Below are 14,420 nucleotides of genomic sequence, written 5' to 3'. Positions count from 1 at the left end.
GGTGGCTTCAGCGGACCGATGGGGCCCGACTCCCGGTCCATGGACTTCAAGGGCTCCGGCAAGCGGCTGCTCGGCCTGTTCCGCGCCGAGCGGGCCACGGTGTACGCGATGCTCGCCGCCGGAGTCCTCAGCGTCGCCCTGTCGGTGCTCGGCCCGAAGATCCTCGGCCACGCCACCGACCTGGTGTTCGCGGGCATCGTGGGCCGCTCCATGCCCGACGGCCAGACCAAGGACCAGGCCATCGAGCACCTGCGCGACCGGGGCGACGGCGGCATGGCCGACATGCTCACCGGCCTCGACTTCACGCCGGGCCACGGCATCGACTTCGGCGCGGTCGGCGAGGTGCTGCTGCTCGCCACCGGCGTGTTCCTCGTGGCGGGCCTGCTGATGACGTGCGCGACACGCCTCTCCAACCGCGCCATCAACAAGACCGTGTTCCGGCTGCGCGGCGAGGTCCAGGCGAAGCTGTCGCGGCTGCCCCTGTCGTACTTCGACAAGCGGCAGCGCGGCGAGGTGCTCAGCCGCGCCACCAACGACCTCGACAACCTCAACCAGACCCTGTCGCAGACCATGGGCCAGCTCATCAACTCGCTGCTGACGATCGTCGGCGTCCTGGTGATGATGTTCTGGATCTCGCCGCTGCTCGCCCTGGTGGCGCTCGTCACCGTGCCCGTCTCCTTCGTCGTGGCAACACGGGTCGGCAAGCGCTCGCAGCCGCAGTTCGTGCAGCAGTGGAAGACCACGGGCGCGCTGAACGCCCACGTCGAGGAGATGTACACCGGGCACACCCTGGTCAAGGTCTTCGGCCGCCAGGAGGAGTCCGCGAAGGCCTTCGCGGAGCAGAACGACGCGCTGTACGAGGCGTCGTTCAAGGCGCAGTTCAACAGCGGGATCATGCAGCCGCTGATGTTCTTCGTGTCCAACCTGAACTACGTCCTCGTCGCCGTCGTCGGCGGTCTGCGGGTGGCCTCCGGCGCGCTGTCCATCGGTGACGTGCAGGCCTTCATCCAGTACTCGCGGCAGTTCTCCATGCCGCTCACGCAGGTCGCCTCCATGGCGAACCTGGTGCAGTCCGGCGTCGCCTCCGCCGAGCGGATCTTCGAGCTGCTCGACGCCGAGGAGCAGGCGCCCGACCCGGTGCCCGGCGAGCGCCCCGCCGAGCTGCGCGGGCGCGTGGAGATGGAGCACGTCTCCTTCCGGTACGAGAAGGACAAGCCGCTCATCGAGGACCTGTCCCTCGTCGTGGAGCCCGGCCACACCGTCGCCATCGTCGGCCCCACCGGCGCGGGCAAGACCACCCTCGTCAACCTGCTCATGCGGTTCTACGAGGTCACCGGCGGGCGCATCACGCTCGACGGCGTCGACATCAGCCGGATGTCGCGCGACGAGCTGCGCGGCGGCATCGGCATGGTGCTCCAGGACACCTGGCTGTTCGGCGGCACCATCGCCGACAACATCGCGTACGGCGCCGCCGAGGAGGTCACGCGCGAGCAGATCGAGCAGGCGGCGCGCGCCGCGCACGCCGACCGGTTCATCCGCACCCTGCCCGACGGCTACGACACCGTCATCGACGACGAGGGCACGGGCGTCAGCGCGGGCGAGAAGCAGCTCATCACCATCGCCCGGGCGTTCCTGTCCGACCCGGTGATCCTCGTCCTGGACGAGGCGACCAGCTCGGTGGACACCCGTACCGAGGTGCTCATCCAGAAGGCGATGGCGCGGCTCGCACACGGGCGGACGTCGTTCGTCATCGCGCACCGGCTGTCCACGATCCGGGACGCCGACACCATCCTGGTGATGGAGGACGGGGCGATCGTGGAGCAGGGGGCGCACGAAGAGCTGCTGAGCGCGGGGGGCGCGTACGCGCGGTTGTACAAGGCGCAGTTCGCGGAGGCCGTGGCCGAGGTGGACTGACCCGCGGGTGCTTGGCCAGGGGGTCAGTCCAGGTAGCCGCGCAGCTGGTCGGCGAAGGCGTGGTCCCGCAGCTTGTTGAGGGTCTTGGACTCGATCTGGCGGATCCGTTCGCGGGTGACGCCGAAGATGCGGCCGATCTCCTCCAGGGTGCGGGGCCTGCCGTCCGCGAGGCCGTAGCGGAGCTGGACGACCTTGCGTTCACGCTCGCCGAGGGTGGACAGGACGGCCTCCAGGTGCTCGCGGAGCAGCAGGAACGCCGCCGACTCCACGGGGCTCGCGGCGTCGCCGTCCTCGATGAGGTCGCCGAGCGCCACGTCGTCCTCCTCGCCCACGGGCGCGTGCAGCGACACCGGCTCCTGCGCGAGCCGCAGCACCTCGCTGACCCGCTCGGGCGGCAGGTCCAGGTGGGCGGCGACCTCCTCGGGCGTGGGCTCGTACCCCCGCTCCTGGAGCATGCGGCGCTGGACCCGCACGACGCGGTTGATCAGCTCCACGACGTGCACGGGCACGCGGATCGTGCGGGCCTGGTCGGCGAGCGCCCGGGACATGGCCTGGCGGATCCACCAGGTGGCGTACGTGGAGAACTTGTACCCGCGGGCGTAGTCGAACTTCTCCACGGCCCTGATCAGGCCCAGGTTGCCCTCCTGGACCAGGTCGAGCATGGTCAGGCCGCGGCCCACGTACCGCTTGGCGACGGAGACGACCAGGCGCAGGTTCGCCTCGATGAGGCGGCGCTTGGCCATGCGGCCCATGACGACCAGCTTGTCCAGGTCCAGGGCGAGCTGGGAGTCCAGGTCGGGGGTGCCCGCCAGCTTCTCCTCGGCGAACAGCCCGGCCTCCACGGCGCGCGCCAGCTCGACCTCCTCGGCGGCCGTGAGCAGCGGTATGCGCCCGATCTCCCGCAGGTACTGGCGGAACAGGTCGGAGGAGGGGCCGCCGGTGTCGGCGCGGCCGCGGGGCGTGGGCAGCTCGATCGTCTCGACGACGGACTCCGCCTCCAGGCCGTCCCGGGCCTCCCGCGGGTCGCTCGCCGCGCGGCGGGACTGGGCCGGGACCGTGGCGACGACGTCCGGTTCCGCCAGGTCCTCGGGCGTGGCCTTCCCGTTCTGGGTGAGGGTCTGGGTCTGCACGGGGGCGACCTCCAGGGTGATCGCTGCTGACGGGTGTGGCAGCGCTGCGCGGGACCGGGGTCGGCCGCGGGGCCGTTGGACCTGCCTGTGCCGTGGCTGGCTGCGGTCCGGCCGGGCTCCGAGGACTCAGGCACCGCACCCCAGTGTGGAGTACGACACGTGGCCGCCACGAGGGGCGTGCGGTGACTTTTTGAGTCCGGTCCGTAACCGGCCGGTTACCCCTCGCGGTACGCCCCAGACCCTGCCGCGGGGTTCAAGCCCGTCCGGCGTTTGCGGACGAGCCGCGAAGCGGCGATGAACCGCTGCGCCGCCCGCGAGGGCTACAGCGCTGCCGCGCCGCGTTCGCGCAGGGCGCGCCCGTACTGCTGGAGGACCCACAGCTCGTTCTGGACGGCGGCCAGCTGCTGGGGGTCGCCGCCGGCGGCGAGGCGGGTGAAGGTGCCCTGCACGTCCCGGACGCGCCGGTCCACCGCCCGCAACCGCACGGTGACCAGCTGCTCCCCCGCGTACGCCTCGTCGACCGTGCGCCGCATGATCGCCTCCACGGCCAGCTCCGTGACCATGGCGCGGACCGTGTCGTCGGGCGCGGCGTCCCGCACCCGCACCAGGTACTCCTGCGGGTCCTGCGCGCCCAGCTCGACGCCGCCCGCTTCGAGGATGGCCTGCCGCACGGCCGCGTACGGCGCCGCCGTGAACTCGTCGATCCCGTACGCGTCGAAGGCCGGGGAGACCAGCTCGGGCCGCTGGAGGGCGAGTTTGAGCAGCTCGCGCTCCGTGGCGTACACCGGGTTGCGGAGGTTGAGCGCGGGCCCGGACGGGGCGGCGGCCGCGGGCGCGGACATCGGCTGGGGGCCGCGCTGCGGGGCGGCCGGGCCCTTGCCGCCGCGCTCGCGCGCCCAGCGGGCGAGCTGCGCGACCCGCTTGACGACGAACTGCGTGTCGAGGATGCCGAGCATGCCCGCGAGCTGCACGGCGACCTCGTGCTGCGCGCCGCTGTTCTTGATGCGGGCGACGACGGGCGCGGCCTCGTCGAGGGCGGCGGCGCGGCCCGCCGGGGTCTCCAGGTCGTACCGGGCGACGATCTGGCGCAGCGCGAACTCGAAGAGCGGCGTGCGGGGTTCGACGAGGTCGGCCACGGCGGCGTCGCCCTGTGCGAGGCGCAGCTCGCAGGGGTCCATGCCGTCGGGCGCGATCGCGATGTACGTCTCGGCGGCGAACTTCTGGTCGTCCTCGAAGGCCCGCAGCGCGGCCTTCTGCCCGGCGGCGTCGCCGTCGAAGGTGAAGATCACACGGGCGGAGCCGTTGTCCATGAGCAGGCGGCGCAGGATCTTGATGTGCTCGCCGCCGAAGGCGGTGCCGCAGGTCGCGATGGCCGTGGGCACGCCCGCGAGGTGGCAGGCCATGACATCCGTGTAGCCCTCGACGACGACGGCCCGCGACGACTTGGCGATCTCCTTCTTGGCCAGGTCGATGCCGTACAGGACCTGGGACTTCTTGTAGATGGGGGTCTCGGGGGTGTTCAGGTACTTCGGGCCGTTGTCGTCGTCGCGGAGCTTGCGGGCGCCGAAGCCGACGACCTCGCCGCCGATGTCGCGGATCGGCCACATCAGGCGGCCCCGGAAGCGGTCGATGGGGCCGCGGCGGCCGTCCTGGGACAGGCCGGAGAGGATCAGCTCCTTGTCGGTGAAGCCCTTGCCGCGCAGGAAGCGCGTGAGGTGGTCCCAGCCCGCCGGGCTGTAGCCCACGCCGAAGTGCGCGGCGGCGGCCTGGTCGAAGCCGCGCTCGGCGAGGAACTTGCGGCCGATCTCCGCCTCGGGGGACTCCAGCTGCGCCGCGTAGAACTCGGCGGCGACCTTGTGCGCCTCGATCAGGCGGATGCGCTCGCCGCGCTGGTGGGAGGGGTTGTACCCGCCCTCCTCGTAGCGGAGCGTGATGCCCGCCTTGGCGGCGAGGCGCTCCACCGCCTCCGCGAAGGTCAGGTGGTCGACCTTCATCAGGAAGGTGAGGGTGTCGCCGCCCTCCTGGCAGCCGAAGCAGTGGAAGAGGCCCTTGCTGGGGCTGACCTGGAACGACGGGGACTTCTCGTCGTGGAAGGGGCACAGGCCCTTGAGGTTGCCGCCGCCCGCGTTGCGGAGCTGGAGGTACTCGGACACCACGGCGTCGATCGGGACCGCGTCCCGTACCGCCTTCACGTCCTCGTCATTGATCCGCCCACCAGCCACGCCCAGATTCTACGGCTCTCTGGCGGGGGCGCCTTGAGCCGGTGGTCGGATCGCGCTGGCGCGCTCGTCCTCAAGCGCCGGACGGGCTGAAACCCTGCCGCGACCGGCAGGATCCAGCCCGTCCGGCGTTTGAGGACGAGGCCGCAGGCCGATGGACGGGGGTGCCAGGGGGCTGGCCCCCTGGTTCGGGAAGGGGCGGGTCTGGGGCGCCCCCGCGAGGGTCAGTCCAGGAGGGCGGTCAGGGGGCGGGACGGGTCGGCGAGGGCGTCGGGGTCGGGGCGGGCGCCGGAGCGGATGAGCTTCTGGATGGTCTCCGTGACGTCCCACACGTTCACGTTCATGCCCGCGAGGACCTGCCCATCCCCCAGCCAGAACGCGATGAACTCCCGCTTGCCCGCGTCGCCCCGGATGACCACCTGGTCGTAGGCGCCGGGCGGCGCCCAGCCCGAGTACTCCAGGCCGACGTCGTACTGGTCGGAGAAGAAGTAGGGCACGCGGTCGTAGGTGACGTCCTTGCCGAGCATGGCGCGGGCGGCGGCCGGGCCGCCGTTGAGGGCGTTGGCCCAGTGCTCGACGCGCAGCCGGGTGTCGAAGAGGCGGTGCTGTACGGCGGCGACGTCCCCGGCGGCGTAGATGTCGGGGTCGGAGGTGCGCAGGCTCGCGTCGACGGCGATGCCGCCGCCGTCCTCGCGGTCGACGAGGGCGAGGCCCGCGGACTCGGCGAGGGCGGTGCGCGGGGCGGCGCCGATCGCGGCGAGCACGTCGTGCGCGGGGTGCTCCTCGCCGTCGTCGGTGCGGGCGGCGAGGACCATGCCGTCCTGGCCGGTGATCTCGGTGAGGCGGGCGCCGAAGTGGAAGCGGACGCCGTGCTCGGCGTGCAGGTCGGTGAACATCTGCCCGACCTCGGGGCCGAGCACGGCGTGCAGCGGCGTCGGCTCCGGCTCGACGACGGTGACCTCCGCCCCGTACTCCCGCGCCGCGGCGGCGACTTCCAGGCCGATCCAGCCCGCGCCCGCGATCACCAGGTGGCCGTTGTCCCGGCCGAGGGCGGCGAGGACCTGGCGGAGGCGGTCGGCGTGGGCGAGGCGGCGCAGGTGGTGGACGCCCGCGAGGCCGGTGCCGGGCACGTCCAGGCGGCGCGGCTCGGCGCCGGTGGCGAGCAGCAGCTTGTCGTAGCGGATGACGGTGCCGTCGCCGAGCCGGACGGTGTGCGCGGCGCGGTCTATGGCGACGACGGTCTGGCCCAGGTGCAGCTCGACGTCCGCCCGCGCGTACCAGGACGGCTGGTGGACGTAGACGCTGTCGCGGTCCTCCTTGCCGAGGAGGTAGCCCTTGGACAGCGGTGGGCGTTCGTACGGGTGGTCGCGCTCGTCCCCGATGAGGATCACCCGGCCGGTGAAGCCCTCGGAGCGGAGCGTCTCGGCCGCTTTCGCACCCGCCAGACCTCCTCCGACGATGACGAACGTCTGATCCGCGTCGACCACTTGATGCCTCCTCGAAACCTGTGGGCCACTGGGAGAGTCCCGCACGGAGCGTGATGACGGAAGGGGGTGTGCCCCGATCCGGCCACTTTCCGTCACCTACCGTGTCTACCCCATGGTCACCCGGTCACGTGTCGATGGGGTCTTTCCGCTGGTGGCCGGTGAGCCGGGCGTGCAGGGCGCGGGCCGCGGCGTCCGTGAGGGACGCGATCTGGTCGATGACCACGCGCTGGGCGGCGCGGTCGTCGGGCGCCGCGTCGTACAGGGCGCGGAACTGCGGGTCGAGGCCCTCGGGGGCGCGGGCGGTGAGCGCGTCGGCGAGTTCGGCGACGCAGACGCGCTGGTCGGCGCGGAGCCGGGTCTGCGCGGGGCGCTGCATGACGTAGCGGTCGGCGACGGCCTTGAGGACCGCGCACTCCATGCGGGCCGCGCGCGGTACGACCAGCTCGGCGGCGTAGCGCGTCAGCGGCCCGGTGCCGTGGCGGGCGCGGGTGGCGCTCTCGGCGGCGAGGCAGAAGCGGCCGATGAGCTGGCTGGTGGCGTCCTTGAGGCGGGCCTGGGCGACGGCCGTGCCGTCGTAGCCGTGCGGCCACCACTCCTGCTCCTGGAGGCGGTCCAGGGCCGCGGACAGCTCCTCGGGGTCGGTGTCGGCGGGCACGTACCGGCCGATGGCGACGGCGAACACGTCCTGCCGCTCGGGCTCGGCGTGCAGCAGGTTCGGGTCGATGTGGCCCGCGTGCAGGCCGTCCTCGACGTCGTGCACGGAGTACGCCACGTCGTCGGACCAGTCCATGACCTGCGCCTCGAAGCAGGTGCGCTGCCCAGGGGCCGCCTCGCGGACCCAGTCGAAGACGGGCCGGTCGTCCTCGTACACGCCGAACTTCGCCGAGTCCGGGTCGGTGGGGTGGGCGCCGCGCGGCCAGGGGTACTTGGTGGCGGCGTCCAGGGCGGCGCGGGTCAGGTTGAGGCCGACGCTGACCAGGTCGCCGGTGGCGGGGCTGCGCACGAACCGCTTGGGTTCGATGCGGGTGAGCAGCCGCAGGGACTGGGCGTTGCCCTCGAAGCCGCCGCAGTCCTGGGCGATCTCGTTCAGGGCCTGTTCGCCGTTGTGCCCGAACGGGGGGTGGCCGAGGTCGTGGGAGAGGCAGGCGGTCTCCACGAGGTCCGGGTCGCAGCCGAGGGCGGCGCCCAGCTCCCGGCCGACCTGGGCGCACTCCAGGGAGTGGGTCAGCCGGGTGCGGGCGCTGGCGTCCCAGGCCTGGCTCTTCGTGCCGGGCGTGACGACCTGGGTCTTTCCGGCGAGGCGGCGCAGCGCCGCGGAGTGCAGGACGCGCGCCCGGTCCCGCTGGAAGGCCGTGCGGCCCGGCCTCTTGTCCGGCTCGGCAGCCCAGCGCTCGGTGGCCGCCTCGTCATAGCGCGACGAGTCGAGGGTGTCATCGGCGTGCGGGTGCGGTGCGGTGCCTGCCATGCCCCGACAGTAGACGGCCCGGCGAGCGCTGCGCGCCAGGGCCCCGTCAGACGGGCGTCAGGGGGCGCCCCGCCGCGCGGGCGCCGCCCGGCCGGGCGGCGCGTGCCTGGTCGTAGCGGTGCAGGACGAGCGCGGCGAGCGCCGGGTGGGCGCCGAGCGGGGCGGCCGCGAGGCCCGGGGCGGCCCGGGCGGCCTCGGTGGCGAACCTGCCGGGTGCGGTGAAGTACGACGCGACGGCCACGTGGCGTGCCCCGCGCGCGGCGAGGACGCGGGCCGCCTCCGGCACGGTGGTGGGGGTGCGGGCGGTCGGCGCCGCGTACCCCGGCACGACCGGGGCGCCGACGCGGCGGGCCAGCAGGGCGGCGGCGCGGCGGATGTCCTCGGCGTAGCCCGGGTCGCGGGACCCCGCGGCGGCGAGGACCACACCGTGGCCCCCGGGCGGGGCGCCACCGGGCCAGCCCGCCTCGGCCAGGCGGTCGCGCAGCGCCTCGCTGAGCAAGGGGTGCGGGCCGAGCGGCGCGGCCACGCGGTGGGGCGCGCCGTGCGGGCGGGCCGTGGCTGCCGCCGCCGGGATGTCGTGGGTGGCGTGGTGGCCGTGGCCGAGGAGCAGCGGCACGAGGACGGCGGGCGCGCCCAGGCCGCGCAGGGTGTCCGTGAGCAGTGGCTCGGTCAGTTCGATGTGGCCCGTGCGTACGTCGAGGGCGGGGCGTTTCGCCTGGACGGCGTGGCGCAGGGCGGTGAGCGTCGTGAGGGCGCGGGGGTCTCGGCTGCCGTGGGCCACGAGCACCAGCGGGGTGGGGGGCGGGCGGGTCATGGGGGGAGCTTGGCGGCGGAGCGTTGCCCTGGCGTTGCGGCGGTGTGACGACGCGTTGCGTCTCGCTCACGGCCGGGGGTGCCCTTTGGACCGGCCGTCACGGGTGGGCGGCGGGGAAAGGGGCACCGCCTCACAGGGGCCGCGCGGCCGGGTTGAGGGGCGTGTGGCCCGCGTGTAACCGGGCGGGGGGTCAGGGGAAACACCAGGGGCACAGGGTGGCCGGATGGAGAACGAATCCGGCGGCGCCCTCGGCGCGACCCCCACCCACTGCCCGTACTGCGCGCTCCAGTGCGGCATGACCCTTGCGCCCGGCGGCGAAGGCGTGAAGGTTGTGGAGCGACCCCGGTTCCCGGTGAACGGGGGCGCGCTGTGCGGCAAGGGCCGCACGGCCCCCGCGGTGCTCTCCTCCCGGGTGCGCCTGACCGAGCCCGTCGTCCGATCCCATGCCACGGGCAGGCTCGTACCGACCACCTGGGAGGAGGCCCTGGACCGCGTGGCCGAGGGCCTGGCCCGCACGCGCGCGGCGCACGGCGCGGACGCCTGCGGGGTCTTCGGCGGCGGCGGTCTGACGAACGAGAAGGCGTACGCGCTGGGGAAGTTCGCGCGGGTGGCGCTCGGAACGTCGCAGATCGACTACAACGGAAGGTTCTGCATGTCGTCCGCCGCGGCGGCGGGCCAGCGGGCGTTCGGCCTCGACCGGGGCCTGCCCTTCCCGCTCGCGGACGTGGCCCGCACCGGCTGCCTGATCCTCGTGGGGTCGAACCTCGCGGAGACCATGCCGCCCGCCCTGCGCCACCTCACCGAGCTGAAGGCGAACGGCGGCACCCTCGTCGTCGTCGACCCCCGCCGCACCCGCACCGCCGAGCAGGCCGACCTGCACCTCGCCCCGCGCCCCGGCACCGACCTCGCCCTCGCGCTCGGCCTGCTGCACCTCGTGGTGGCCGAGGGCCGCGTCGACGAGGCGTACATCGAGGAGCGCACCCGCGGCTGGGCGGAGGCGCGGGCGGCGGCGATGGCGCACTGGCCGGAGTACGTGGAGCGGATCACCGGCGTGCCGGTGCCCCAACTCCGCGACACCGTACGGAGGTTCTGCGCCGCCGAGCACGCCATGGTGCTCACCGCGCGCGGCCCCGAGCAGCAGGCCAAGGGCACGGACACGGTCGCCGCGTGGATCAACCTGTGCCTGGCCACCGGCCGCCCCGGCCGCCCCCTGTCCGGCTACGGCTGCCTCACCGGCCAGGGCAACGGCCAGGGCGGGCGCGAACACGGCCAGAAGGCCGACCAGTTGCCCGGCTACCGCAAGCTCACCGACCCGGCCGCCCGCGCCCACGTCGCGGGCGTGTGGGGCGTCACCCCCGAGTCCCTGCCGGGCCCCGGCCGCTCGGCGTACGAACTCCTCGACGCGCTCGGCGGCGACATCAAGGCCCTGCTGCTCATGGGGTCCAACCCGGTGGTGTCCGCGCCGCACGCCGCGCACGTCGAGGCGCGCCTGCGCTCCCTGGACTTCCTCGCGGTCGCGGACGTCGTGCTGTCGGAGACCGCCGCACTCGCCGACGTCGTCCTGCCGGTGACCCAGTGGGCGGAGGAGACCGGCACCGTCACCAACCTGGAGGGCCGGGTGCTGCTGCGGCGCCGGGCCCTCGCGCCGCCGCCCGGAGTGCGCAGCGACCTGGCCCTGCTCCACGGGCTCGCGGAGCGCCTCGGACACGCCAAGGGGTTCCCCGAGGAGCCCGAGGAGGTCTTCGACGAACTGCGCCGGGCCAGCGCGGGCGGGCCCGCGGACTACTCGGGGATCACGTACGGGCGGCTCGCCGAGGGCGACGGGGAGGGCGTCTTCTGGCCCTGCCCCGAAGGCGGCGCCGGGACGCCCCGCCTGTTCCTCGACCGCTTCGCCACGGCCGACGGGCGGGCCCGGTTCGTGCCGGTCACCCACCGGGACGCCGCCGAGGAGCCCGACGCCGAGTACCCCGTCCTGCTCACCACCGGCCGGGTCCTCGCCCAGTACCAGTCCGGCGCCCAGACCCGCCGCGTCGACGCACTCAACGCCGCCGCGCCCGGCCCGTTCGTCGAGCTGCACCCCCGCCTCGCGGCCCGTCTGCGCCTGGCCGACGGCGAACCGGTCGCCGTCACCTCCCGGCGCGGCCGGGTCGTCGTCCCCGCGCGCGTCACGCCCGGCATCCGCGCGGACACCGTCTTCATGCCGTTCCACTGGCCGGGGCCCGGCCGCGCCAACACCCTCACCCACCCCGCGCTCGACCCCGTGTCCCGCATGCCGGAGTTCAAGGTGTGCGCGGTACGCCTTGAGCGTCCCTGACGACGTCCAGCTCGCACCACACCGACTTCCCCACGGTCAGCTCGCACACCCCCCACCGCGACGCGAACTCCCGCACCAGCAGCAGCCCCCGGCCGCCCACGTCGTCCGCCGCCGCACCCCTCGGCCGGGGCAGGCTCTCCCCCTTCGGGTCGGATACGGAGATCCGCAGCACCCCCTCCTCCGTCAGCGCCAGCTCCACCCGGAACAACCGCCCCGGCACGCACCCGTGCAGCACCGCGTTCCCGCCCAGCTCCGACACCAACAGCGCCGCGCTGTCGGCCAGTTCGGGATGCCCCCACTCCGTGAGCAGCCGGTGCGCGCGATGCCGGGCGAGGGTCACGCTCTTGGGGAGCGGCGTGTAGTCGAGGCGGTCATAGCGGTCATAGCGGTCGTAGCGGGGGGCGACCATGTCGCTCACCTCCGGGCGCAGGGGTCAACGGGCTTCGCTCCGCGAGCGGTTCGACACGGAAGGTAGCGACTGACCCATGACCCCTTCAAGCTCTACTCAGTAGAATTCCACCGATCGCGTTGCGAACGCCGCCTCCAGCGCAGCAGACTGTCGTCGCGCTACCCGGAGGAGCAGGCACGTGACACAGAGTCAGGCAACGCAAGGGAACAGCACATCCAGCGTTCTGGGCCGAAGACTGGGCGGCGAACTGATCAAGCTCCGTACGGCAGCGGGGCTCACCCAGGCGCACGCCGCGAAGACGCTGACCGCGTCGGTGGCCAAGGTCGCGAAGATGGAGCGCGGCTGGGTCCCGATGCGCGACCCGGACATCCGCGCGCTGTGCGAGCTGTACGGCGTACGCGACCCCGGTACGGTCGGCGGCCTCCTGGAACTGGCCCGGGTGGACCGCGAGCGGCGCAAGGCCAAGGGCTGGTGGGACGACACGAACGTCGGCCCGATGCAGGAGTACGTCACGCTGGAGAACGCCGCGACAACCATCACGGTTTGGCAGCCAGCGTTCGTCCCAGGCCTGCTCCAAACCGTGGGCTACATGCGCGCGGTCCGCACCGGTCACTCGCGGAGGGAACTCACGGGCGCAGACGAGGAGTTCATCGCCGCCCGCGTACGGCGACAGCGCCGACTCACGGACGATCCGCCGCTCACACTACGGGCCGTCATCTGGGAAGCCGTGCTCCGGAACACGCTCGGCGGCGCCGGGGTCATGCGTGAGCAACTGGAGCATCTGGCCGCGGTAGCTAGACAACCAAACGTCGCGATCACAGTGTCCCCCTTCGGGGCGGACGCTCATAATGGCTTGGACGGCCCCTTCAACATCATCTCGTTCGCGGAACCGGGCGCGATGGACGTGGTGTACAGGGAAATGCCGTTCTCACAGATGTGGATCGAAGGCGGAGAGGGAGCTGCTCAGCACGTCGAGCTGTTCGAGAGGATCGCTCAAAGCGCCCTCAGCGAAAGTGATTCACTGGCATTCATCTGCGACCTGAGCAAGGAACTCTGAGCCGTGTCCGACCCTTTCCAGTACCGCAAGTCCAGCTACAGCGACGGCGAATTCGAGTGCGTCGAAGTTGCCACCAACGTCCTCACTACGATCGCCATACGCGACTCCAAGAACCCCACCGGCCCCACAGTCACCGTCACCCCCGCCGCCTGGACGGCATTCCAGACGGCGCTCGCCAAGACGGAACTGAGCCATGGCTGACGTCTTCACGTACCGCAAGTCCCGCTACAGCGACCCCAAGGCCGCCTGCGTCGAGGTAGCCACCAACATCCCCCACACCATCGCCGTACGGGACTCCAAGAACCCCACCGGACCGACGGTCACCGTCGCCCCCACTCCCTGGACCGTCTTCCTCACCACCCTCATCAACAAGTCGGATCTGTAAGGCGATCCCAGCACCGCCACCCCCACCCCCCACCAAAAAATTGTGACACCCCGCCGCCACCTGTCACATTCCTCGCACCCGATGCTCGGGTCGACGGCGGACGGCGGACGGATGGCGGCGGGGATCACGCCGCCCTCACCCCAACCCCGTTGCGCCTGCAACTCCGTACGAGAGAACATGGTCGGTGCATGGCACACGGGGAACGACGGGGATCAACGGGGACCGGCTGGGGGTCGGCATGACGGGGTGGGACATCTCGCCGTCCGGGGTGAGTTCGGTGGTGTCGCTGGTGAAGCTGGCGATGGACGACATGGCCAAGGACGTCAAGGCGTACGGGAAGGACGTGCAGAGCGCCGCGACCTGGGCGGGCACGATCGGCCCCGAGATGTGCCCGCCCGGCCCGCCAGGGCCGGTCGGTACGGCGCTGGCGCTGTTCGTGGAGCGGACGGCGGGTGAGGTGCTGTATCTGGGGGCGCGGGCGGCGAAGTCGGTGAACGGGGCGATCGAGGCGACGAACTTCTATGTCGCCGGGGACCTGGAGCACGCCGCGAACGCGCAGCGGCGGGCCAGGCAGGCCATCGATGTGAAGAAGCTGCTGGAGGACGCCCGGGAGAAGTCCGGGCGGCGGCAGAAGTGATCGAACCGGACGCCATACCTCAGTACTGCGGCAGCTTCGAGCAGGTGGAGAAGGACATCTCGGCGCTGCGGAGCGACGCGACCGGCATCCGCAACGGCGGGGCGGATGTGCACGGCCGCTTCCAGGCGCTCGGCGCGCACTACAAGGCGCCGGAGGCGGAGGACTTGTTCGCGAGTACGCGGCCGGTGATGGACAAGGCGGACGCGTTCGCGGCGAAGCTGGAGACGGTGGCGGACGCGCTGGAGGCGTACGTGACCGAGGCGCGGCCGCTGGCCAGGCGCCTGGAACGGCTGAAGGAGGAGGCGGTCGCGTTCGCCGCGAGCGTCGAGGGGGACGACGACTGGAAGGACGACGGCGACAAGACGGCCCGCAGCAACGAGTTGCGGGACAGCGTGTCGGAGGCGAAGGCGGCCTTCGAGGCGGCGGAGCGCCGGGCGGCGACGACGATCTCGGCGCTGGTGGGCGGGCCGAGGTTCGTCGAGGACGACGGCAGCGGCCGCAAGCCGACCAAGAAGGTCATCCCGTACGGCTATGACGCGGACCTGCTGAAGAAGGCCAAGGAACTGCCGTGGGGCACGCCGGTCCAGGA

Annotated in this window: 12 protein-coding genes and 1 pseudogene; 6 read left to right on the top strand and 7 right to left on the bottom strand. The window is 72.8% G+C overall.

Annotated features, from left to right (window positions below):
* Nucleotides 1–18 precede the first annotated feature (18 nt).
* A complete protein-coding gene (locus tag ACOBQU_RS26390) occupies nt 19–1,914 on the top strand; it encodes an ABC transporter ATP-binding protein (RefSeq protein ID WP_423630145.1) in 1,896 nt (631 codons plus the stop codon).
* Between the two features lie 23 nt (nt 1,915–1,937).
* Here ACOBQU_RS26390 and ACOBQU_RS26385 read toward each other — a convergent pair.
* From ACOBQU_RS26385 to ACOBQU_RS26365, 5 genes and pseudogenes are all read right to left on the bottom strand, one after another.
* Nucleotides 1,938–3,178 (bottom strand): annotated as a pseudogene (locus tag ACOBQU_RS26385) (sigma-70 family RNA polymerase sigma factor).
* A 186-nt stretch (nt 3,179–3,364) separates the two neighbouring features.
* Nucleotides 3,365–5,266, bottom strand: a complete 1,902-nt coding sequence (dnaG, locus tag ACOBQU_RS26380; protein WP_423630143.1) for a DNA primase — start codon at nt 5,264–5,266, stop codon at nt 3,365–3,367.
* A gap of 221 nt (nt 5,267–5,487) precedes the next feature.
* Entirely contained in the window at nt 5,488–6,750 is a 1,263-nt protein-coding gene (locus ACOBQU_RS26375; RefSeq protein WP_423630141.1) for an NAD(P)/FAD-dependent oxidoreductase, read from the bottom strand.
* A 124-nt stretch (nt 6,751–6,874) separates the two neighbouring features.
* On the bottom strand, nt 6,875–8,215 hold the full coding sequence (locus tag ACOBQU_RS26370) for a deoxyguanosinetriphosphate triphosphohydrolase (RefSeq protein ID WP_423630140.1): 1,341 nt from the start codon (nt 8,213–8,215) through the stop codon (nt 6,875–6,877).
* Between the two features lie 46 nt (nt 8,216–8,261).
* Entirely contained in the window at nt 8,262–9,029 is a 768-nt protein-coding gene (locus ACOBQU_RS26365; RefSeq protein ID WP_423630139.1) for a sirohydrochlorin chelatase, read from the bottom strand.
* Between the two features lie 223 nt (nt 9,030–9,252).
* On the opposite strand from ACOBQU_RS26365, the gene ACOBQU_RS26360 reads away from it, so the two are divergent.
* On the top strand, nt 9,253–11,343 hold the full coding sequence (locus tag ACOBQU_RS26360) for a molybdopterin oxidoreductase family protein (RefSeq protein WP_423630137.1): 2,091 nt from the start codon (nt 9,253–9,255) through the stop codon (nt 11,341–11,343).
* Here the strand turns inward: ACOBQU_RS26360 and ACOBQU_RS26355 are convergent.
* The gene (locus ACOBQU_RS26355) at nt 11,309–11,752 is read right to left on the bottom strand and encodes an ATP-binding protein (protein WP_423630135.1); all 444 of its coding nucleotides are present in this window, start codon (nt 11,750–11,752) and stop codon (nt 11,309–11,311) included. The two genes, ACOBQU_RS26360 and ACOBQU_RS26355, sit on opposite strands and share 35 nt — an antisense overlap.
* A gap of 178 nt (nt 11,753–11,930) precedes the next feature.
* Between ACOBQU_RS26355 and ACOBQU_RS26350 the strand changes: the two genes are divergently transcribed.
* The 4 genes from ACOBQU_RS26350 to ACOBQU_RS26335 all read left to right on the top strand — a co-directional run bounded on the left by ACOBQU_RS26350 (nt 11,931) and on the right by ACOBQU_RS26335 (nt 13,831).
* Complete coding sequence (locus ACOBQU_RS26350; protein WP_423630133.1) at nt 11,931–12,809, top strand: helix-turn-helix domain-containing protein; 879 nt, start codon at nt 11,931–11,933, stop codon at nt 12,807–12,809.
* Nucleotides 12,810–12,812: 3 nt separating this feature from the next.
* Nucleotides 12,813–13,010 carry a DUF397 domain-containing protein gene (locus ACOBQU_RS26345; RefSeq protein ID WP_423630131.1) on the top strand — a complete coding sequence of 66 codons (198 nt, stop codon included), beginning with the start codon at nt 12,813–12,815 and terminating at the stop codon, nt 13,008–13,010.
* Nucleotides 13,003–13,194, top strand: coding sequence for a DUF397 domain-containing protein (locus ACOBQU_RS26340; protein WP_423630129.1), 192 nt, complete (start codon nt 13,003–13,005; stop codon nt 13,192–13,194). The genes ACOBQU_RS26345 and ACOBQU_RS26340 overlap by 8 nt, the downstream gene beginning before the upstream one ends.
* A gap of 238 nt (nt 13,195–13,432) precedes the next feature.
* Entirely contained in the window at nt 13,433–13,831 is a 399-nt protein-coding gene (locus tag ACOBQU_RS26335) for a DUF6507 family protein (RefSeq protein ID WP_423630128.1), read from the top strand.
* A gap of 139 nt (nt 13,832–13,970) precedes the next feature.
* Here the strand turns inward: ACOBQU_RS26335 and ACOBQU_RS26330 are convergent, their stop codons facing one another.
* Nucleotides 13,971–14,351, bottom strand: coding sequence for a hypothetical protein (locus tag ACOBQU_RS26330; protein WP_423630126.1), 381 nt, complete (start codon nt 14,349–14,351; stop codon nt 13,971–13,973).
* Nucleotides 14,352–14,420 lie beyond the last annotated feature (69 nt).

It is taken from the genome of Streptomyces sp. G45 (assembly GCF_049542095.1).
In the GTDB taxonomy this organism is placed as follows: Bacteria; Actinomycetota; Actinomycetes; order Streptomycetales; family Streptomycetaceae; genus Streptomyces.
Note: the sequence above shows the minus strand (reverse complement) of the source record. Positions and strands in the feature narration are given on the sequence as shown.

Excerpts from the sequence above, each read along its gene's own strand:
- ACOBQU_RS26370 (WP_423630140.1), bottom strand. The coding sequence starts at position 8,215 with ATGGCAGGCACCGCACCGCACCCGCACGCCGATGACACCCTCGACTCG.
- ACOBQU_RS26360 (WP_423630137.1), top strand. The coding sequence starts at position 9,253 with ATGGAGAACGAATCCGGCGGCGCCCTCGGCGCGACCCCCACCCACTGC.
- ACOBQU_RS26355 (WP_423630135.1), bottom strand. The coding sequence starts at position 11,752 with ATGGTCGCCCCCCGCTACGACCGCTATGACCGCTATGACCGCCTCGAC.
- ACOBQU_RS26365 (WP_423630139.1), bottom strand. The coding sequence starts at position 9,029 with ATGACCCGCCCGCCCCCCACCCCGCTGGTGCTCGTGGCCCACGGCAGC.
- ACOBQU_RS26330 (WP_423630126.1), bottom strand. The coding sequence starts at position 14,351 with ATGACCTTCTTGGTCGGCTTGCGGCCGCTGCCGTCGTCCTCGACGAAC.
- ACOBQU_RS26390 (WP_423630145.1), top strand. The coding sequence starts at position 19 with ATGGGGCCCGACTCCCGGTCCATGGACTTCAAGGGCTCCGGCAAGCGG.
- ACOBQU_RS26335 (WP_423630128.1), top strand. The coding sequence starts at position 13,433 with ATGACGGGGTGGGACATCTCGCCGTCCGGGGTGAGTTCGGTGGTGTCG.
- ACOBQU_RS26340 (WP_423630129.1), top strand. The coding sequence starts at position 13,003 with ATGGCTGACGTCTTCACGTACCGCAAGTCCCGCTACAGCGACCCCAAG.